Raw genomic sequence first — 19,693 nt, forward strand, 5'->3', positions numbered from 1 at the left:
ATGAGCGAAGTCGAGAGCTTGGGGGAGGGCGGGTGCAGCGGCACCCCGCCGGCGCGGGCGAGCGGAATCCACCCCCGCCCAGACCCCGCCCCGGGCACCTCAGGTCCCCGGAATCAGTAACCCCGCCGATACCGCCGCCGTGTACCGGCCCACGCCCAGTGCCAGCGCCGCGCGCAGGTCCTCGCCGGTGTCCACGTCCTGGCGTACCGAATCGACCTCGGTGAGGGCGAGTTCCGTCGCGCCCGAGGTGCGGTGGCGAGCCCGGGAATCCGTGCCGAAAGCGGGCCGCAATTCCTGGTCGGGGGCCGCGGCCAGCAGAGTGGTGCCGAGGGCGGCCGCGTCCGCGAGAAAGGCGCGCGGGAATTCGGCCGCGGCATCCAGCACCCGGGACAATTCCAGCGGGCGCAGGGCCGGGAGATCGGCGTTCAGGGCCGCCAACGCGGCGCGGTGGCGCATTCCCCGTACAGCGGCCGCCCCGTGCGCCAGAGCGGCGTTCAGGCCGCTTGCCGGTGCGTCCGGGACGATTCGGGCGCCCAGCGCCGCCAGTTCCCGGCCGGCCAGCACGTCGTCCGTGACTACCGCCACATCCGTGACCGCCGGACACGCCAGCGCCGCGGACACCGTGTCCTGCGCGAACGCGAGGGCCAGCCCGGGGCGCACCCCGTCGCCGGCGGTGTCGGAGAGCCTGCTCTTGGCCCGCGCCAGAGGCTTCAGGGGGATGACCAAGGTCCACTGCACCGGCGTACCGCCCCTCTCTTGTCGCGCTCATTGTCCCCCGTGGCATCCGGCGCGCCGGGGGGTGGGGCGTACGGTGTTCTCGACAGACCGGCGGCCTGGGGCGACACTTGTGCGGCCCCCGGGCCCGGAGCAAGTCCTAGAGGAAGGTGTCCGCGTGTCCCGCCGCAGAATCGGGTTCTGGTACCGCTTCGCAGCGGTCCTCTGCAAACCGCCGCTGGTGGTTCTGATCAAGCGGGACTGGCGTGGAATGGAGCACATTCCGGCCGACGGCGGATTTATCACCGCGGTCAACCACAATTCCCACGTGGACCCCTTCGCGTACGCGCACTATCAGTACAACACCGGACGGGTCCCGCGATTCCTGGCGAAGAGCGGACTTTTCAAGAAGGGATTCGTCGGTGCCGCGATGCGCGGCACCGGACAGATCCCGGTCTATCGCGAGAGCACGGACGCGCTCAGCGCCTTCCGTGCCGCCATCGAGGCCGTGGAACGCGGCGAGTGCGTCGCGTTCTACCCCGAGGGCACCCTCACCCGCGACCCGGACGGCTGGCCGATGACCGCCAAGACCGGTGCCGCCCGGGTGGCCCTGCAGACCAAGTGCCCGGTGATCCCGGTCGCCCAGTGGGGCTGCAACGAACTGCTGCCGCCCTACGCCAAGAAGCCCCACCTCTTCCCGCGCAAGACCCACCGGGTCCTCGCGGGCCCGCCGGTGGACCTCTCGCGCTTCTACGACCAGGAGATGACCCCGGAACTCCTCAAGGAGGCCACCGAGGTCATCATGGCCGCCATCACCCGCCAGCTGGAGGAGATCCGCGGCGAGAAGGCCCCTGCGACCCCGTACGACCCGCGCCAGGAGCGGCTGGAGCAGCGGCGCCGCACCCAGGCGCAGGCGAAGCCGCTGGTGCAGGAGAACACGCAGGACAAGCAGACAGAAGGGCACGGTAAGTGAGCAAGCCTGTCCGGGCTGCCGTCATGGGCACCGGCTCGTGGGGCACCGCTTTCGGCATGGTCCTCGCCGACGCGGGCTGCGAGGTCACCCTGTGGGCCCGCCGCCCCGAACTGGCCGAGGCGGTCAACTCGACGCGGACCAACCCCGACTACCTGCCCGGTGTCGAACTCCCGGAGAACCTGCGCGCCACCGCGGACGCCGCCGAGGCCCTGCGGGACGCGGACTTCACCGTCCTCGCCGTCCCCTCCCAGACCCTGCGCGCCAACCTCGCCGAGTGGACCCCGCTGCTCGCGCCGGGCACCGTGCTCGTCTCCCTGATGAAGGGCGTCGAACTCGGCTCCACCATGCGCATGAGCGAGGTGATCGACGACGTCGCCAAGGTCGGCGCCGACCGCATCGCCGTGGTCACCGGCCCCAACCTGGCCCGGGAGATCGCCGCCCGCATGCCGGCCGCCGCCGTGGTCGCCTGCACCGACGAGACGGTCGCCCAGCGGCTCCAGGCCGCCTGCCACACGCCGTACTTCCGGCCGTACACCAACACCGACGTGGTCGGCTGCGAACTCGGCGGCGCGGTCAAGAACGTCATCGGCCTCGCGGTCGGCATCGCCGACGGCATGGGCCTGGGCGACAACGCCAAGGGCTCGCTCATCACCCGCGGCCTCGCCGAGACCACCCGGCTCGGCATGGCGCTCGGCGCCGACCCGCTGACCTTCTCCGGCCTCGCGGGCCTCGGCGACCTGGTGGCCACCTGCTCCTCGCCGCTGTCCCGCAACCACACCTTCGGCACCAACCTCGGCAAGGGCATGACCCTCGAGGAGACCATCGCGGTCACCAAGCAGACCGCCGAGGGCGTCAAGTCCTGTGAGTCCGTGGCCGATCTGGCCCGCAGGCACGGTGTGGAGATGCCCATCGCCGAGACGGTCGTGGACATCGTGCACGAGGGCAAGCCGCCGGTGGTCGCCCTGAAGGAGCTGATGTCGCGCAGCGCGAAGCCCGAGCGACGCTGAGCGAACCCCCTGAGTCGACGCTGTATCCGGGCTCTACCAACGGGTACTCTCAACGCGATATGAGCAGCGAGAACCTCCCCCAGAGCCCTGAGCAGCCGTCCCGCAAGCCGCGCGTGGCCGTCGTGTTCGGCGGGCGCAGCTCCGAACACGGGATCTCCGTGGTCACCGCCGGCGCCGTCCTCAAGGCCATCGACCGGACGAAGTACGACGTCCTGCCGATCGGTATCACCGCGGACGGCCGCTGGGCCCTGACGGCGGACGAGCCGGAGCGGATGGCCATCACCGACCGCCGTACCCCCAACGTGGCGGAACTGGCGGAGTCGAGCGAGGGCGGCGTGGTGCTCCCCGTCGACCCCGCCAGCCGCGAGGTCGTCTACAGCGAGCCCGGTTCCGTGCCCAAGGCCCTCGGCGAGGTCGACGTGGTCTTCCCGGTGCTGCACGGCCCGTACGGCGAGGACGGCACCCTCCAGGGCCTCCTGGAGCTCTCCGGCATCCCGTACGTGGGCGCGGGTGTGCTCGCCTCGGCCGTCGGCCAGGACAAGGAGTACATGAAGCGGGTGTTCACCTCCTTCGGGCTCAAGGTCGGCCCGTACGTGGTGATCCGGCCCCGTGAGTGGGCGCAGGACGAGTCCGCGGCCCGCAAGAAGATCATCGACTTCGCCGGCGAGCACGGCTGGCCGCTGTTCGTGAAGCCCGCGCGCGCGGGTTCGTCGATCGGCATCACCAAGGTCGAGGACCTCTCCGGCCTGGACGAGGCGATCGCCGAGGCACAGCGGCACGACCCGAAGATCCTGGTGGAGGCCGCGGTGCGCGGCCGCGAGATCGAGTGCGGCGTCCTGGAGTTCGAGGACGGGCCGCGCGCCTCCGTCCCGGCCGAGATCCCGCCGCCGGACGCGCACGCGTACTACGACTTCGAGGCCAAGTACATCGACTCCACGCCCGGCATCGTCCCGGCGCCGCTCACCGACGAGGAGACCGCCGAGGTGCGGCGTCTCGCGGTCGAGGCGTTCGACGCGGCCTCCTGCGAGGGCCTGGTCCGCGCGGACTTCTTCCTCACCGAGGACGGCGAGTTCGTCATCAACGAGATCAACACCATGCCCGGCTTCACGCCCATCTCGATGTACCCGCAGATGTGGCAGGCCACCGGCATCAGCTACCCGGAGCTGGTGGACCGCCTGGTGCAGGCCGCGCTGCGCCGCTCGACCGGGCTTCGCTGACCCGTACCACCGCTGTCACCGCTGTCACCGCTGTCACCGCATGGAGGCGATCCCCTCGGGGATCGCCTTCTTCACGGCCGACGCGAGTCCGGTGAGCACCGGAGTGCCGTCCGGCCCGGACATCCCCTCGGGCAGGCTCACCTGCACATAGGCCACTCGGTTGGCGGTGGTGAACCGCCAGGTGCCGTCGCCCTGCTTCTCCATCAGCCAGTCGACGCCGTCGACCCCGCCGGCCACGGCGTCCCGGTCCCCGCCCTCGGCCACCTTCGGATCGACCATCTTCGGCGGCCGTGCGACACCGCAGCGCAGTATGATCGCCGGGCTTCCCCAGCCTGCCGTGTAGGCGGACCGGGGCTCGGGGTCGTGACGTCCCCGTCCGTCCAGCTTCTCGGGCAGCACCCGGTGCAGATCCCGGCACGCCTTCGCCGTCTTCGCGTCGGGGCTGGGAACCGCCACCGTGGCGCTGTCGTCTGCGCTTGAGCAGCCCGCGACCGCGATCAGCAGCACGGGCGCGAGCAGGCCGAGAGGCCGGTGACGGAAGATGTTCACCGGCCAAGCGTAGACGGGGGCTACAGATGCACGACCGGGCAGGTCAGGGTGCGGGTGATGCCGTCCACTTGCTGGACCTTCGCGACCACCATGCGACCGAGGTCGTCGACGGTGTCGGCCTGAGCGCGCACGATGACGTCGTACGGACCCGTCACGTCCTCGGCCTGGATCACTCCAGGGATCTTGTTGATCGTCTCGGCGACGGTCGACGCCTTGCCGACCTCCGTCTGGATCAGGATGTACGCCTGTACCACGGAACCTCCAGGGCGGCCACGAGGATCATGTGGGGAAAAGGAACGCCACGGTATCGCGTCGCCGCTCCCCGGGGGGAGACCTGCGGGAACCGGGCTTGCGCGCCAGGGTGCAGGCACGACAGAAGTTGACGGTCACCTTGACCGTATCGGGGACACTGATGACGCGCGAGCGGGCACAGGGCAAGGGACAGAAGGGGAGCAAGGGTCATGAAGGGCACTGTCGGTGAGCTAGGGGAGTTCGGGCTCATCAGGGAGCTCACCTCCCGTCTCACCACCACCCCGGCGGTCCGGATCGGCCCCGGCGACGACGCCGCGGTGGTCGCCGCGCCCGACCGCCGGGTGGTGGCGAGCACCGACATCCTGCTGGAGGGGCGGCACTTCCGCCGCGACTGGTCCACGGCCTACGACGTCGGCCGCAAGGCGGCGGCGCAGAACCTCGCGGACATCGCCGCGATGGGCGCCGTACCGACCGCGCTGCTGCTCGGCCTGGTCGTCCCGGCCGAACTCCCGGTCACCTGGCCCAGCGAGCTGATGGACGGCCTGCGCGACGAGTGCCAGGTCGCGGGCGCCTCCGTGGTCGGCGGGGACGTCGTACGCGGCGACACGATCATGGTGTCGATCACCGCGCTCGGTGATCTGCGCAACCAGGAGCCGGTGACCCGCGCCGGAGCCCAGCCCGGCGACCTCGTGGCCGTCACGGGCTGGCTGGGCTGGTCCGCGGCCGGCTACGCGGTGCTCTCCCGCGGCTTCCGCTCCCCGCGCGCCTTCGTCGAGGCCCACCGGCGCCCCGAGCCGCCGTACCACGCGGGCCCGGCGGCCGCCGCGCTCGGCGCGACCGCGATGTGCGACGTGAGCGACGGACTGATCGCCGATCTCGGGCACATCGCCGAGGCCAGCAAGGTCCGCATCGACATCCGCTCCGGCGCGATCGACATCCCCACGCAGATGAACGACATCGGGCAGGCCGTCGGCGTGGACCCGCTGCAGTGGGTGCTGACCGGGGGAGAGGACCACGCGATCGTGGCGACCTTCCCGCCGGACGCCAAGCTGCCGGCCCGCTGGAAGGTCATCGGCGAGGTCCTCAACCCCTCGGCGCTGCCTCAGGTGACGGTCGACGGGGCGCCCTGGACCAGCAAGGGCGGCTGGGACCACTTCGGGGACATGGAGTCATGATTCCCCGGGTTCTCACGGTGGCCGGCTCCGACTCCGGCGGCGGCGCGGGCATCCAGGCCGACCTGAAGACGATGCTGGCGCTCGGCGTGCACGGGATGAGCGTGATCACGGCCGTGACCGCGCAGAACTCCCTGGGCGTGCAGGGCGCCTGGGAGCTGCCGGTGGAGGCCGTGCGGGCCCAGTACCGCAGCGTCGTGGACGACATCGGCGTACAGGCCGTGAAGACCGGGATGCTGGCCTCGGCCGAACTGGTGGAGGCGGTCGCCGAATTGATCTCCGGCACGGACGCGCCGGCCGTGGTGGACCCGGTGGGCGTCTCCAAGCACGGCGACCCGCTGCTGGCCGCCTCCGCGCTGGACTCGGTCCGCACGAAGCTCCTGCCTGCGGCGACCGTGGCGACGCCGAACCTCGACGAAGTGGCCCAACTCACGGGGGTGCATGTCGAGTCCGAGGGCGATCTACGACGGGCCGCGGCGGCCGTGCTGGAGTACGGGCCGCGGTGGGTGCTGATCAAGGGCGGGCATCTGTCCGGGGACGCAGGGCGGGCGGGCGGGACCGAGGCGGTGGACCTGCTGACGGACGGCTCCGCGGAGCACTGGCTGCGGGCACCCCGTCACGACAACCGGCACACGCACGGCACGGGCTGCACGCTCGCCTCGGCGGTCGCCTCGGGGCTGGCGAAGGGGCTGGCCGTGCCGGAGGCCGTCACGGCGGCCAAGGAGTACGTCACCGGGGCGATCGCCGCCGGGTTCGCGCTGGGGGCGGGGATCGGGCCGGTGGATCACGGGTGGCGGTTCAGGAACTGAGCCGTCCAGAAACCGAACCGATCAGGAAGCAAACCGATCAGGAACTGAAACGGGCGCGGGTACGGCAAAAAGCCGGTCCACCCTCAGGTGGACCGGCTCTGTGCAGCGAACCAGGCAGTGGCCGCGCGCTCAGCTGTAGCGTCAGCGCGAGACCTTGCCGGCCTTGATGCACGAGGTGCAAGCGTTCACGCGCTTCGGCGTCCCGCCGACCACGGTACGCACACGCTGGATGTTCGGGTTCCAGCGACGGGACGTACGGCGGTGCGAAAACGAGATGTTGTTGCCGAAGCCCGGCCCCTTGCCGCAGACGTCGCAGTTGGCAGCCACGGGTCACTCCAAAGACTTCAGATGCACTTACGGATAATCCCGGCATGCCGGGATCGAGATCGCAGGATCAGAGATCTGAGTGGCGCTGCCAGGGGAACGGCCCGATCTGGATCGGGCAACCGGAGCAGCATACAACGACTGCGCCAGCACCACGAAACTACCATGGCTGCTCAGGGGCCCGCTCCCGGCCCTCTTCCGGAGCACACCACTCCGGGGTCTACGCTGCGTCCACGTCCAGCCAGCCAGGGAGGCGCAGGTGGCGCAGGTGCCGCAGACATTCTTCGATGCTCTCGCGGTGCGCACCTGGTGCGGTCTGGCGCTGGGGGCGCTGGGACGGGCGCGCGAGGAGATCGACGCGATCAACGTCTATCCCGTGGCCGACGGGGACACGGGGACCAACCTCTACCTGACGCTGGAGTCGGCGGCGACCGCCGTGGAGGCAGTGTTCGCCGGGTACGGGACGGGGGCGCGGGAGCCCTCGCTCGCGGACGCCGTGCACGCGATGGCCCACGGCGCGCTCATCGGGGCCCGGGGCAACTCCGGGACCATCCTCGCCCAGCTGCTGCGCGGCATGGCCCAGGTTCTCGCCGAGGCGGAGGCAGATGACGGGTCCCGCATCGACGGCGTCGGGCTGCGGCTGGCCCTGCGGCAGGCCGCCGACTCCGCCCGCGAGGCCGTGGCCCACCCGGTCGAGGGCACGGTGCTGACGGTCGCCTCGGCCGCGGCGGACGCCGCCGAGGGAGCCGAGGGCGACTGCGGGACGGTCGCGCGGGCCGCCTACGAGGGCGCCAGGGCCGCCCTGGCGGCGACTCCGGGGCAGCTGGCCGTGCTGGCGCGGGCCGGGGTGGTCGACGCGGGCGGCCGAGGGCTCGTGGCCGTGCTGGGGGCGCTGGTGGAGGCATGCACGGGGGAGGTGGTGCGCGAGGCCCCGAAGGCAGCGGAAGGCGTCCCGGTCTCCGTGGCCGTTTCCGAGGCACCCGCGCGCGTGGGGGCCGTTTCCGAGGCGGACCTGTGCGCCGAGGGCGCCGAGGACGGCGGACCGGCCTACGAGGTGATCTATCTCCTGGAGGCCGGCGACGAGGCCGTGGCCCGGCTGCGGGAGCGACTCGACACCCTCGGGGACTCCCTCGTCGTGGTCGGCGGCGACGGGCTGTGGAACGTCCACGTGCACGTCGACGACGCGGGCGCCGCCGTGGAGGCGGGCGTCGAGGCCGGCCGGCCGTACCGGATCCGGATCACGCACTTCGGGCTCGGCGACGTGCACACCGGCGGTGAGCGACCGCCGCGGGAGCGCGCCCAGCGGGCGGTCGTCGCCGTCGTGCCCGGCGAGGGCCTGGCGGGGCTGTACACCGAGGCCGGCGCGACCGCCGTCCTCGCGCGCCCGGGGGAGCCGCCCGCCAGCGGGGAGCTGGTGCAGGCCGTCCGGCGGGCCCACGCGCGCGAGGTCGTGCTGCTGCCCAACGACGCCGAGCTGCGCCACACGGCCGCCGCGGCCGCCGAGCAGGCCCGCACCGAAGGCATCCGGGTCGCTCTGATCCCGACCCGCTCGGCCGTGCAGGGCATCGCCGCACTCGCCGTGCACGAGCCGGAGCGCCGGTTCGACGAGGACGTCGTCCAGATGACCTCGGCGGCGGGCGCCACCCGGTACGCCGAGGTCGTCGTCGCGGAACGGCAGTCCTGGACGACGGCCGGCATCTGCCAGGCCGGGGACGTCCTGGGCCTGATCGACGGGGACGTGGCGGTGATCGGGCCGGACGTCACCGCCACCGCCGAGACCGTCCTGGACCGCATGCTCCAGGCCGGCGGCGAGCTGGTCACCCTCGTCGTGGGCGACGAGGCGCCCGAGAGCGTCGCCGACCGCCTGGAGGCACGCGTCCGTGAGTCCTACCTCGCGGTGGACACGGTGGTGTACCGGGGCGGCCGGCAGGGGGCGCTGCTGCTCATCGGCGTGGAGTGAACCGGCTCCGGGTCATTCCCCGGCCCGGTCCAGCCGGAGCATCTGTGTCGCCTCCGCCCGCCGCTCCTGCACGGTCTCGTCCGTGCCGTCGGCGCCCGTGTAGGCCGCGAGCACGCCACGCGCGCGTGCCACCGCCTCGGCGCGGCGGCCGAGCTCGGCCTCCAGCCAGCCCGCGGCGAGCTCGGCACCGGTACGGCCGTGCAGCCCCTCCGCGCCGAGCGTGCCGAACACCGCGGCCGCGCGGTCCAGCTGGGTCACCGCGGCCTCGAACGCGCCCTGGATCACCCCGCCCCGCTCTTCGTCCTCCTCGGCCGCCGAGCGGGCCAGCAGGTCGCCGAACTGGCGGTGGGTGTGGCCGAGTTCCGCCGAGAGCTGCTCCCGGGCCGCCGGGTCCGCCGCGGCCTCCCGCGCACGCTCGCAGGCGCGCACCGCCTCCGTCATCAGCTCCCGCGCGCCCTCCACCCCGGCCTCCCCGCGCAGCGCCAGCCAGCCGCGGGCGCGCAGCGAGCGGACGAGGAAGTGCGGGTTGCCGAGCGAGCGCCACAGCTCACCCGCGCGCGCGTAGGCCTGATCGGCCTCCTCCGGCAGTCCGGCGTTGCTCAGGGACTCGGCGGCGAGATGGGCGAGCGTGGCGTGGTCCTGCTGCTCGGGCCAGTGCCGGGCGATCTCGGCGGCCTGCAGCCGGTGTTCGGCCGCCTCCCGGTGCTCGCCCAGCTCGCTCAGGCAGTCCCCGAGCCACCACTGCGCCTGTACGACGGCCCCGTCGCCGTGCGTCTCGGCGGACACGTCGGGCAGCGCCGACTCCAGCACCTCGGCGGCCTCCGCGCACCGCCCCTGGCGCAGCAGGAAGCCGCCCAGCTGGTGCCGCGCCCAGGCGCCCAGTGTGGTGCTCTCGCCCGCGTCGTCGGCCCAGTGCGCGGCCTCCAGGGCGTGCTCCGCCGCCTCCACGACCTCGTCCCGGAGGCCGAGCACCTCGGCGAGCTGGAGATGCAGCTGGGCCCGCCCGACGGGCTCCACGTACGGCCCCCCGTGCTCCAGGGCGGCCCGCAGCGCCCGCTCGGCCTCGGCCGCATCGCCGAGCTGATGCGCCAGTGCCGCGATCCGCACCTCGTACTCCACCGCGAACCACGGCAGCCCGGCGCCCACGTACTCGGCGGCGGCCTGCCGGAACAGGTCCGCCGTCCGCACGACGTCCCCGGACTCCCCGGCCAGCTCGGCGAGCATCGCCCGCGCCTCGGCGATCCGCGCGGCCAGGCGCACGTCGTCGCCCGCCCGCCCGTCGACGAGCGCCAGCACTTCGAGCACGGCCCGTTCGGCCGCCGCCCGCACCTCCCGGCCCGCCGCGCCCTCGGCGCCTTCGTGCACCCCCCGCATCAGGATCCGCGCCCGGCTCATCACCACCGACGCCGTCTGCCGTACTCCGGTGGCGTCCTCGGCGTACAGCGCGAGGGCCTCGTCGTACAGTGCGGCGACCGTGGTCAGGGCCTCGTCCACCTCGCCCGTCAGCGCGCGGACGTACGCCCCGCGCGCGCGTGCCGCCAGGGCCTCGCCGGGGTCGCCCGCCTCCGCGTACAGCGCGGCGGCCTGTTCGAACAGGGGGATGCCCTCGGAGCCCTGGGCCATCGCCTCGTGGTCGGCGATCTCCGCGCGGTCCCGGGCGTCCAGCCCGGCCCCCTCGGCGGCCCGTGCGACCGCCGCCCAGGCCTCCAGGGCGTGCGGCTGCAGGGTGTCCGACAGCCGGCGTGCCTCGGTGAGCAGGGCGGACAGGTCGGGCTGAGCGGGAACCTCGGGCGCCTCGGGTGCCGGGGGCGGGACCGCGGGCCGCTGCGTGGAGCGCACCGTGCGCACGCCCAGCGGCAGCCGGTCCACCAGCGGGCGCTGGGCCATGCGCGCGCGGACGCGGTCGCCGACGTACGACGTGCCGTTGCGCCGGTCGAACTGCCCGGCCAGGTCCAGCGCCTCCGCGCGCACGTGGGCGGCCAGTTCCCGCGCCGTCCAGGACCGTCCGGCAGGCCCCGGCACCTGCCGTTCGCCGAGCCCCAGCTCGGTCAGCCGGTCCGTCAGCAGCGTCACCACGGCCAAGAAGTCCAGCCGGCTGCGCGGATGCCCGGTGTCCGTGAAGTACGCCGGCCGCTGCGCGAGCAGCTCCAGACCGCGCGCCTCGTTGCCGGTGAGCGCGCAGAACTCCACGTGGTCCGCGTAGGCGCCCCGCATGCTCTCCATGGGGCGTACGAGACGGAAGCCCCGCAGATGGTGGGCGCGGGCCTCGTCCAGGCGGCCCAGGCGCAGCAGGGGAGTCAGCGAGGAGGCGAGGACCGTGTGCGGCTCGTGGGCGCAGCTGTACTCGCCCTCCAGCACCGGCCGCCACAACCCCAGCGCGTCCTCGTCCCGGCCGCGCTTGACCTGCCAGGTGCCCTGCCCGTGCAGCTCGCACGCGTGGCAGTCGGCCATCCGGTCCCGGTCCGCGGCCAGCCAGGCCCCGTACGCCCGCTCCGCGCGCTCCAGGTCGCCTATGTGCGCCGCGACGCTGAACTCGGCGCTGCGCACCGCCCGTTCCGAGTGACCGGCGAGCCGGTAGCGGTGCTCCATCTCGCCGAGCCACTTCTCGATCGAGGCGAGCGGGATGTGCGGCTGGTCCAGCATGCCCGCCGACACCCACTTGAAGACCCAGTGCAGCGAGTGCGCCTCGTACTCGTCGAAGTCCTCCGGCCGTTCGTCCCACAGGCGCAGCAGCCGCGCGAACGGGACGAACATCCGGTCCTTCTCGGAGCTGTAGTTGTAGACCTTCAGCTGGTGCCCGAGTGCCTCGATCACGGCGAGCGGGATGTTCAGCCTCTCGGCCTCGGCGAGCAGCTGCTCCGCGCGCGCGTTGCGCGCGGGACCCTCCGGCTGCTCGGAGTTCTCCGCCATCGCCCGACGCAGCGCGTCGAAGTCCGTGCTCCCGTCGATTTCACCCATCAGCGACCGTTCTCCCCGTGTGTGGCCCACTCCAGGAGGCCGATGAACGCCCGGTTGAGCAGCGCCGAGTCGGCGGGCCTGAGCGGCCGCTGCGCCATCAGCAGAGCCTGCCCGTACAGCGACTCGGTGGCGGTGCCGATCAGCTCCGGGTCCCGCAGCGAACTGATCCTGCGGATCAGCGGGTTGAGATGGTTGAGCACCAGACGCGCGCGGGGGGCGCTGCCGCGCAGCGAGCCCAGGATGCCCGCCCACAGGTCGTCGGCCTGCTCCTCGGCCTCGGCCCGTGCCTGCTCGTGCCGGGCGGCCCGGTCGTCCAGGTGCAGCGCGGGCACGGACAGCGGGTGGAAGGCGCGCAGCACGACGTCGCAGCCCAGCGGGTCGAGCTTCGCGCGCGCGGCCGCCAGGAAGCCGGACAGCGCCAGCTCCTCGGCCGGGTCCACCGCGTCCAGGTGAGCGGTCACGGTGTCCGCGTCCAGCTCGGCGACCACCGTCCCCGGCCGCACCGACGGCAGCGCCTCGACCAGCTCGCTGTCGTACGTGTAACCGCCGTTGACCACCCCGACACCCTGCGCCGAGGCGATCGGCGCCACCTGCCGGTACTCCTCGACCGTCCGCGTGAAGTGCACCACCGGGTGCCGCCCCGCGAACTCCTCCAGGGACAGCTGCCCGTCGGTCGTCTCGAACGGCAGCCACGGCAGCATCGTGCGCAGCATGTCGCCGTCGTGCCGGGCCAGCGACTTCACACCCAGGTGGTGCACGGCGAGGAACGCGGCCAGCCGCTCCGGATCGCCGGCCGCGAGCCCCGTGAGCCAGGACCGGATCCGCTCGCCGAGCGCCTCCCGTACGGCCGCCAGGGTCTCGTCCTCGTACAGCGACTCGCGCGAGGCCGTGGGCCGCAGGCTGTCGGTGTCCAGGACGCAGCGCACGAAGAACGCCCAGTCGGGCAGCAGCTGTTCGGCCCGCTCGGTCAGCAGCATGCCCTTGAGGTGCACGCGGTGCGTGGCCCGCTGGGCCGGGCTGACCGCCGACGGCAGCACGTACGCCACGCCGCGGATCCCGGCCAGCGGCACGTCCAGGTCGATCGAGTCCAGCGGGGTGAAACCGAAGAGTTCGTGGCAGTGCCGGGCCAGCGCCACCCTTCGCGTCGCGGGACTCGGATGGGCACGGTCCCAGGGCGCCGGGAGGTCCGTGACCGCTTCCTCGTCCACCCGGACGTCGTAGGGCAGCAGCGAGCCGAAATCCCGGGCCAGGGCGCGGACCCGCTCGGGCGCCAGCCACTCGGCCGCGCCGGCCCGGGCCACCAGGTGCACGGTGGTGCCCGGCTCGGGCCGCTCGGCGTCGGGCAGTGTCCGCACGGTGTACGAGCCGTCGTCGCGGGCCGTCCACTCCACGGGCGGGGCCTCGGGCGTACGGGCGCTGCGGCTGACCACCCGGATCCGCTCGGCGACCACGAAACAGGCCAGCAGGCCGATGCCGAACTGGCCGAGGAAGTCGGACCGGGCCGCCTGCAGGCCGTCCGCCCGCTTGGAACTGCGGCCGATCGTCGCCAGCAGGCTGTGCACGTCCGACTCGGTGAGCCCGATGCCGCTGTCCTCCACCCGCAGGGCGCCGTCCGCGGCGTGCAGGCGTACCCGGGCCGGGGCACCCGGATCCTCGGCCCGGCGGGCGGTGATCGCGTCCACCGCGTTCTGCAGCAGTTCGCGCAGGTAGACCTTGGGGCTGGAGTAGAGGTGATGGGAGAGCAGGTCCACCAAACCACGCAGGTCGACCTGGAACGTATGAGGTGACTGTGATGCCTGGGATGACTGTGGGGTCTGGGAGTCCATCGTCGCAGCGCCGGTGGGGGGAGCGTGCGTTCGGCGCGGGGTCGGGCGGTCCCGGATGGGGCGGTGACCGCGGGGGATGGCCGGAGCGCGCCATCCTAGGCCCGGAACAGCACCCCTGACCAGCGCTTCCGAGTACGTTTACGGCAAGAGCGAGCCGACCTGAGGGGGCACGTCTTCGGCATTGTCAGTGCCGTGGTGTGCAATGGATCTCGTGCCCGCACTGGAAGAACCACTGAAGAAGGTGCTCGGCCCCGCCACCGCGAAGGTGATGGCCGAGCACCTCGGCCTGCAGACCGTCGGCGACCTGCTGCACCACTACCCGCGCAGATACGAGGAGCGCGGCCAGCTCACACACCTCGCCGACCTCCCCATGGACGAACACGTCACGGTGGTCGCCCAGGTCGCCGACGCCCGCCTGCACACCTTCGCCTCCGCCAAGGCCCCGCGCGGCAAGGGCCAGCGGCTGGAGGTCACCATCACGGACGGCAACGGCCGGCTCCAACTGGTCTTCTTCGGCAACGGCGTTCACAAGCCCCACAAGGAGCTGCTGCCGGGCACCCGCGCGATGTTCGCGGGCAAGGTCTCCGTCTTCAACCGCCGCCTCCAACTCGCCCACCCCGCCTACGAGTTGCTGCGCGGCGACAGCGACGAGACCGTCGAGACCTGGGCCGGCGCCCTGATCCCCATCTATCCGGCCACCGCCAAGCTGGAGTCCTGGAAGATCGGCAAGGCCGTCCAGACGGTGCTGCCCAGCGCCCAGGAGGCCCTCGACCCGCTGCCGCCCGCCCTCCGGGAGGGCCGGGGCCTGGTCACCCTCCCCGAGGCCCTGCTCAAGATCCACCGCCCGCACACCAAGGCCGACATCGCCGACGCCCGCGCCCGGCTGAAGTGGGACGAGGCCTTCGTCCTCCAGGTCGCCCTGGCCCGCCGCCGCCACGCCGACGCCCAACTCCCCGCCGTGCCACGCCGGCCGAAGCCCGACGGCATCCTCACGGCCTTCGACGACCGCCTGCCCTTCACCCTCACCGAGGGCCAGCAGAAGGTCTCCAAGGAGATCTTCGACGACCTGGCGACGGAGCATCCGATGCACCGGTTGCTGCAGGGGGAGGTCGGATCGGGAAAGGCGCAGCCGCTGGACTCGCTTGTCCTGACACCGGCGGGTTTCCGGCGGATGGGCGACATGCAGGTGGGGGATGAGGTCGTCGTGCCCGCCGGAGAGATCGCCCTCATCGACGGAGTCTTTCCGCAGGGCGAGCGAGATGTGTGGCGTGTCGTGCTTTCCGACGACAGTTCCGTGGAATGCGACGACGAACACCTCTGGATCGTTGGCACGAGTTGTGCCTGGCATCGCGGTCAGCAGCCCAAGGTGATGACCACACGGGAAATCCGTCACGACCTGTTGAAGGCCAACGGATCGTCGAAGTGGTACCTCCCGGCGGCGACTCCCGTGGACCTGGGCGACGACTCCGTACTCCCTCTCGACCCCTATCTGTTCGGGCTCCTGCTCGGTGACGGCTCATTCCGGCACGAGCTGCGGATCTCCACCATCGACACGGAGATCCGTGACGCGGTGGGAGCTTCTGTGGGGCCTGAGTGTCGGCTCGTTCCGGTAACTGGTTCCCGATGTGACTACACGATTCAGCTGACTCAGTGCTCGGGTGGAGTCCGCAATCCCGTCATTCAGATCCTGCGCGACCTGGGCCTGTGGGGCCGGACTTCGCACGGCAAGTTCATCCCCGAAGAATTCAAGAACACATCGATCAAGAACCGTCTCGCTCTCCTGCAGGGCCTCCTGGACACCGACGGCACTGTTGACGCAAACGGCATGAGTATTTCCCTGTGCTCGGCATCGGTGAGGCTGGCGGAGGACGTCGCCTGGCTTGTGCGGTCGCTGGGCGGCCGGGCGCGCATCCTGCCCAAGAAGTCCGCCTTCAACGTCTCTGTGGCACTGCCGGACGAGTACGCCCCCTTCAGGCTCACCCGCAAGGCAGAGCGCGTCGGCCCGCGGCCGAAGTGCGACACTTTCCGGCGCGGGATCCGGGCGGTCGAGTACGTGGGGCGCAAGCCGGTCCAGTGCATCAGCGTCGCGCACCCCAGCCATGCCTATGTCACCGACCACTTCGCGGTGACGCACAACACGATGGTGGCCCTCCGTGCCATGCTCGCCGTGGTCGACGCCGGCGGCCAGGCGGCGATGCTCGCGCCCACCGAGGTCCTCGCCCAGCAGCACCACCGGTCCGTCGTCGAGATGATGGGCGAGCTGGCCGAGGGCGGAATGCTGGGCGGCGCCGAGCACGCCACCAAGGTCGTGCTGCTCACCGGCTCCATGGGCGCCGCCGCACGCCGTCAGGCGCTGCTCGATCTCGTCACCGCGGACGCCGGGATCGTGATCGGCACGCACGCCCTGATCGAGGACAAGGTGCAGTTCCACGACCTCGGCCTGGTCGTCGTCGACGAACAGCACCGCTTCGGCGTGGAACAGCGCGACGCCCTGCGCGGCAAGGGCAAGCAGCCCCCGCACCTGCTGGTCATGACGGCCACCCCCATCCCGCGCACGGTCGCGATGACCGTCTTCGGCGACCTGGAGACCTCCGTCCTGGACCAGCTCCCGGCCGGCCGCTCCCCGATCGCCACCCACGTGGTCCCTGCCGCCGACAAGCCGCACTTCCTGGCCCGCGCCTGGGAGCGGGTGCGCGAGGAGGTGGAGAACGGCCATCAGGCGTACGTCGTCTGCCCCCGGATCGGCGACGACATCGACGAGGCGGCCGACCCGAAGAAGGCGAAGAAGTCCCCGGAGGACGAGGCCGAGAAGCGCCCGCCCCTGGCCGTCCTCGACGTGGCCGATCACCTGGCCAAGGGCCCCCTCCAGGGCCTGAAGGTCGAGGTCCTCCACGGCCGTATGCACCCCGACGACAAGGACGCGGTCATGCGCCGCTTCGCCGCCGCCGAGACCGACGTCCTGGTCGCCACCACGGTCATCGAGGTCGGCGTGAACGTCCCGAACGCCACCGCCATGGTGATCATGGACGCCGACCGCTTCGGCGTCTCCCAGCTGCACCAGCTCCGCGGCCGCGTGGGCCGCGGCTCGGCCCCCGGCCTGTGCCTGCTCGTCACCGAGATGCCCGAGGCCAGCGCCGCCCGCCAGCGGCTGAACGCGGTGGCGTCCACCCTCGACGGCTTCGAACTCTCCCGCATCGACCTGGAACAGCGCCGCGAGGGCGACGTTCTCGGCCAGGCCCAGTCCGGCGCCCGTACCAGCCTCCGGGTCCTGGCGGTCATCGAGGACGAGGAGGTCATCGCCGAGGCGAGGGAGGAGGCAGCGGCGGTCGTGGCGGCAGACCCGGAGCTGACCAACCTGCCCGCCCTGCGCACGGCCCTGGACGCCCTCTTGGACGAGGAGAGAGAGCAGTACCTGGAAAAGGGCTAGAGGTGAGTACGTAGGGGTGCGGGGCTGTATCGACGTGCGGCTCCGCCGCGGGGCGCGACAAGCCTTCCACGGACCGTCGGTGGCCGACAGCGATAAGGCCCCACCCCCTTTCGCCTGCCAGACTGAACCGTAAAGCCGCCCACGACGAAGGACCCCCAAATGACCCGCGTGATCGCCGGCCGAGCTGGCGGACGCCGCCTGTCAGTGCCGCCCGGCACCGGAACCCGGCCGACATCAGACCGCGCACGCGAGGGCCTCTTCTCCACCTGGCAATCCCTCCTGGGCGGCCCCCTGGACGGCGAACGGGTCCTCGACCTCTACGCCGGCTCCGGCGCCGTAGGCCTGGAGGCGCTGTCCCGAGGCGCGAGCCACACCCTCCTGGTCGAGGCGGACGCCCGCGCAGCGAAGATCGTCCGCGAGAACGTGAAAAACCTGGACCTTCCCGGCGCGGAGGTGAGGGCAGGCAAAGCGGAACAGATCATCAGAACAGCACCCCCGGCAGAGCCGTACGACCTCGTCTTCCTGGACCCCCCGTACGCCGTCGGGGACGACGATCTTCGGGAGATTCTGCTCACACTCCGTTCGGAGGGCTGGCTCGCAGAGGAAGCCCTCGTCACCGTGGAGCGCAGCACCAGAGGCGGTGAATTCCACTGGCCGGACGGCTTCGAGGCCCTCCGGTCCCGTCGTTACGGCGAGGGAACGTTTTGGTACGGTCGCGCCGCCTCTACGTGCGAAGACGCACGATGACCGGACCGGAGAGCGAGGGATCACAAGTGCGCCGCGCCGTCTGTCCCGGGTCGTTCGACCCGATCACCAACGGACACCTCGACATCATCGCCCGCGCTTCCCGTCTGTATGACGAGGTCTATGTCGCGGTGATGATCAACAAGTCCAAGAAGGGCCTGTTCGAGATCGACGAGCGGATCGAGCTGATCCGCGAGGTCACCGCCGAGTACGGCAACGTGATCGTCGAGTCCTTCCACGGTCTCCTCGTCGACTACTGCAAGCAGCGCGACATCCCGGCCATCGTGAAGGGCCTGCGCGCGGTCAGCGACTTCGACTACGAGCTCCAGATGGCCCAGATGAACATCGGCCTCACAGGAGTCGAGACGCTGTTCGTACCGACCAACCCGACCTACAGCTTCCTGTCCTCCTCGCTCGTCAAGGAGGTCGCGGCCTGGGGCGGCGACGTCTCCCACCTGGTGCCGCCTTCCGTCCTCGAGGCCCTCAACGCGCGTCTGCGCAAGGACTGAACGGGCTACAGTCGTCCCGTCCGTCTCCAACACAGCTGTAGAGAGTGGCGAGCACAGGTGGACGTCCAGAAGAAGCTCGACGAGATCGTCTCCGCGGTCTCCGGCGCCCGGTCCATGCCCATGTCGGCGTCGTGCGTGGTCAACCGCGCCGAGCTGCTCGCGATGCTCGAACAGGTGCGCCAGGCCCTGCCCGGCTCCCTCGCGCAGGCGCAGGAGCTGATCGGCGACCGTGAGCAGATGGTCGAGCAGGCCCGGCAGGAGGCCGAGCGGATCATCGGGAACGCGCACGCCGAACGCGGCTCGCTGATCTCCGACACCGAGATCGCCCGGCGCTCCCAGGCCGAGGCCGATCGGATCCTCGCCGAGGCCCGCACGGAGGCCGAGGAGGTCCGCGCCGAGGCCGACGACTACGTCGACTCCAAGCTCGCCAACTTCGAGGTCGTCCTCACCAAGACTCTCGGCTCGGTCGGCCGGGGCCGCGAGAAGCTGCTCGGCACCGGGCCCGGCCTGGACGAGAACGGCTACGAGGACGAGGACGCCCCCGAGCGCAGCCAGGACCCCGAGACCCTGCGCCACAACGCGGACGCCTACGTCGACGCCAAACTGGGCGCCTTCGAGGCGGTCCTCGCCAAGACCCTGGAGGCCGTCGGCCGCGGCCGGCAGAAGCTGCACGGCCGGATCGCCACGGACGACCTCGGCGCGCTCGCCGACGACACCACGACGTTCCAGCACTCCAGCGACGCCGACTACCTCGCCGACCTGGCGGCCCTCGCCGAGACCCCGGCCGAGCGCCCGGCCCAGTCCCAGCCTGCCCAGCCACCGCAGCCGTCGTACGAGCCGCAGCCGGCCTACGGCTACCAGCAGCAGCCGGACCCGTACGCGGGCTTCCCGCAGCAGCCCGACTACGCCCAGCAGGACCCGTACGGCTACCAGCAGGCCGATCCCTACGCCTTCCAGGGCTACGAGGTCCAGCAGGCCGCCTACGAGCCCCAGCAGCCTCAGCAGCAGCCCCAGTCCCAGCAGGGCTACGCTCTCGACGAGACGAGCCTCTTCGACACGAGCATGATCAGTGCGGAGCAGCTGCGCGCCTACGAGCAGGGCCGGGGCCTGTAGGGCCGGTCCGACAGGTCGTAAGGCCGGGTACCGGATTGGGTCCTGAGCGAAAGGTCCAGTATCCTGGCTCTTCGGTCGCGCGTACGTCCGCGATCAACGCTGCCCGGGAACACCGACGGGTGACGTCCCTCCGAGTTTG

General features: G+C 71.9%; 15 protein-coding genes and 1 pseudogene. 10 read left to right on the forward strand and 6 right to left on the reverse strand.

Going from position 1 to position 19,693, the window contains the following annotated elements; translation table 11 throughout:
* Window positions 1-99: 99 nt before the first annotated feature.
* The gene (gene cofC / locus ACIF83_RS33755) at window positions 100-738 is read right to left on the reverse strand and encodes a 2-phospho-L-lactate guanylyltransferase (protein WP_393480450.1); all 639 of its coding nucleotides are present in this window, start codon (window positions 736-738) and stop codon (window positions 100-102) included.
* A gap of 154 nt (window positions 739-892) precedes the next feature.
* On the opposite strand from cofC, the gene ACIF83_RS33760 reads away from it, so the two are divergent.
* From ACIF83_RS33760 to ACIF83_RS33770, 3 genes are read left to right on the forward strand one after another with little or no spacing between them, the layout of a single operon-like run.
* Complete coding sequence (locus ACIF83_RS33760; RefSeq protein ID WP_393480449.1) at window positions 893-1,687, forward strand: lysophospholipid acyltransferase family protein; 795 nt, start codon at window positions 893-895, stop codon at window positions 1,685-1,687.
* Window positions 1,684-2,694, forward strand: coding sequence for an NAD(P)H-dependent glycerol-3-phosphate dehydrogenase (locus ACIF83_RS33765; RefSeq protein ID WP_145883466.1), 1,011 nt, complete (start codon window positions 1,684-1,686; stop codon window positions 2,692-2,694). The genes ACIF83_RS33760 and ACIF83_RS33765 overlap by 4 nt, the downstream gene beginning before the upstream one ends.
* A gap of 59 nt (window positions 2,695-2,753) precedes the next feature.
* Complete coding sequence (locus ACIF83_RS33770; RefSeq protein ID WP_393480446.1) at window positions 2,754-3,911, forward strand: D-alanine--D-alanine ligase family protein; 1,158 nt, start codon at window positions 2,754-2,756, stop codon at window positions 3,909-3,911.
* 33 nt (window positions 3,912-3,944) lie between these two features.
* Here ACIF83_RS33770 and ACIF83_RS33775 read toward each other — a convergent pair whose 3' ends face one another.
* Both ACIF83_RS33775 and ACIF83_RS33780 read right to left on the reverse strand, forming a co-directional pair.
* The gene (locus ACIF83_RS33775) at window positions 3,945-4,460 is read right to left on the reverse strand and encodes a DUF3515 domain-containing protein (protein WP_393480443.1); all 516 of its coding nucleotides are present in this window, start codon (window positions 4,458-4,460) and stop codon (window positions 3,945-3,947) included.
* A 20-nt stretch (window positions 4,461-4,480) separates the two neighbouring features.
* Window positions 4,481-4,714 carry an Lrp/AsnC family transcriptional regulator gene (locus ACIF83_RS33780; RefSeq protein WP_030040983.1) on the reverse strand — a complete coding sequence of 78 codons (234 nt, stop codon included), beginning with the start codon at window positions 4,712-4,714 and terminating at the stop codon, window positions 4,481-4,483.
* Between the two features lie 207 nt (window positions 4,715-4,921).
* On the opposite strand from ACIF83_RS33780, the gene ACIF83_RS33785 reads away from it, so the two are divergent.
* Window positions 4,922-5,887, forward strand: coding sequence for a thiamine-phosphate kinase (locus tag ACIF83_RS33785; protein ID WP_393480440.1), 966 nt, complete (start codon window positions 4,922-4,924; stop codon window positions 5,885-5,887).
* On the forward strand, window positions 5,884-6,693 hold the full coding sequence (gene thiD, locus ACIF83_RS33790) for a bifunctional hydroxymethylpyrimidine kinase/phosphomethylpyrimidine kinase (protein ID WP_393480438.1): 810 nt from the start codon (window positions 5,884-5,886) through the stop codon (window positions 6,691-6,693). Before ACIF83_RS33785 ends, thiD begins: the two co-directional genes overlap by 4 nt.
* A 141-nt stretch (window positions 6,694-6,834) precedes the next feature.
* On the opposite strand, the gene rpmB is transcribed toward thiD, so the two are convergent.
* Window positions 6,835-7,020: a 50S ribosomal protein L28 gene (gene rpmB / locus ACIF83_RS33795; RefSeq protein WP_009190838.1), complete on the reverse strand. Its 186-nt coding sequence runs from the start codon at window positions 7,018-7,020 to the stop codon at window positions 6,835-6,837.
* Between the two features lie 256 nt (window positions 7,021-7,276).
* Here rpmB and ACIF83_RS33800 point away from each other — a divergent pair, with 256 nt between their 5' ends.
* Entirely contained in the window at window positions 7,277-8,977 is a 1,701-nt protein-coding gene (locus ACIF83_RS33800; protein WP_399732601.1) for a DAK2 domain-containing protein, read from the forward strand.
* Between the two features lie 12 nt (window positions 8,978-8,989).
* On the opposite strand, the gene ACIF83_RS33805 is transcribed toward ACIF83_RS33800, so the two are convergent.
* Both ACIF83_RS33805 and ACIF83_RS33810 read right to left on the reverse strand, forming a co-directional pair.
* Window positions 8,990-11,935 (reverse strand): tetratricopeptide repeat protein, encoded by a 2,946-nt coding sequence (locus ACIF83_RS33805; RefSeq protein ID WP_399732603.1) that lies wholly within the window; start codon window positions 11,933-11,935, stop codon window positions 8,990-8,992.
* Complete coding sequence (locus ACIF83_RS33810; RefSeq protein WP_399732606.1) at window positions 11,935-13,761, reverse strand: HSP90 family protein; 1,827 nt, start codon at window positions 13,759-13,761, stop codon at window positions 11,935-11,937. The genes ACIF83_RS33805 and ACIF83_RS33810 overlap by 1 nt, the downstream gene beginning before the upstream one ends.
* Before the next feature lie 202 nt (window positions 13,762-13,963).
* Between ACIF83_RS33810 and ACIF83_RS33815 the strand changes: the two genes are divergently transcribed.
* The 4 genes and pseudogenes from ACIF83_RS33815 to ACIF83_RS33830 all read left to right on the forward strand — a co-directional run bounded on the left by ACIF83_RS33815 (window position 13,964) and on the right by ACIF83_RS33830 (window position 19,554).
* Window positions 13,964-17,188, forward strand: a complete 3,225-nt coding sequence (locus ACIF83_RS33815) for a helicase-related protein (RefSeq protein WP_399732608.1) — start codon at window positions 13,964-13,966, stop codon at window positions 17,186-17,188.
* A 156-nt stretch (window positions 17,189-17,344) separates the two neighbouring features.
* Window positions 17,345-17,935, forward strand: a pseudogene (rsmD, locus tag ACIF83_RS33820) (16S rRNA (guanine(966)-N(2))-methyltransferase RsmD); the annotation flags it as partial.
* 26 nt (window positions 17,936-17,961) lie between these two features.
* Window positions 17,962-18,441, forward strand: coding sequence for a pantetheine-phosphate adenylyltransferase (coaD, locus tag ACIF83_RS33825; RefSeq protein ID WP_393480782.1), 480 nt, complete (start codon window positions 17,962-17,964; stop codon window positions 18,439-18,441).
* A 57-nt stretch (window positions 18,442-18,498) separates the two neighbouring features.
* Entirely contained in the window at window positions 18,499-19,554 is a 1,056-nt protein-coding gene (locus ACIF83_RS33830; protein ID WP_399732611.1) for an ATP synthase F0 subunit B, read from the forward strand.
* Window positions 19,555-19,693 lie beyond the last annotated feature (139 nt).

The organism is Streptomyces sp. NPDC085866, from assembly GCF_044541035.1.
Taxonomy (GTDB): domain Bacteria; phylum Actinomycetota; class Actinomycetes; order Streptomycetales; family Streptomycetaceae; genus Streptomyces.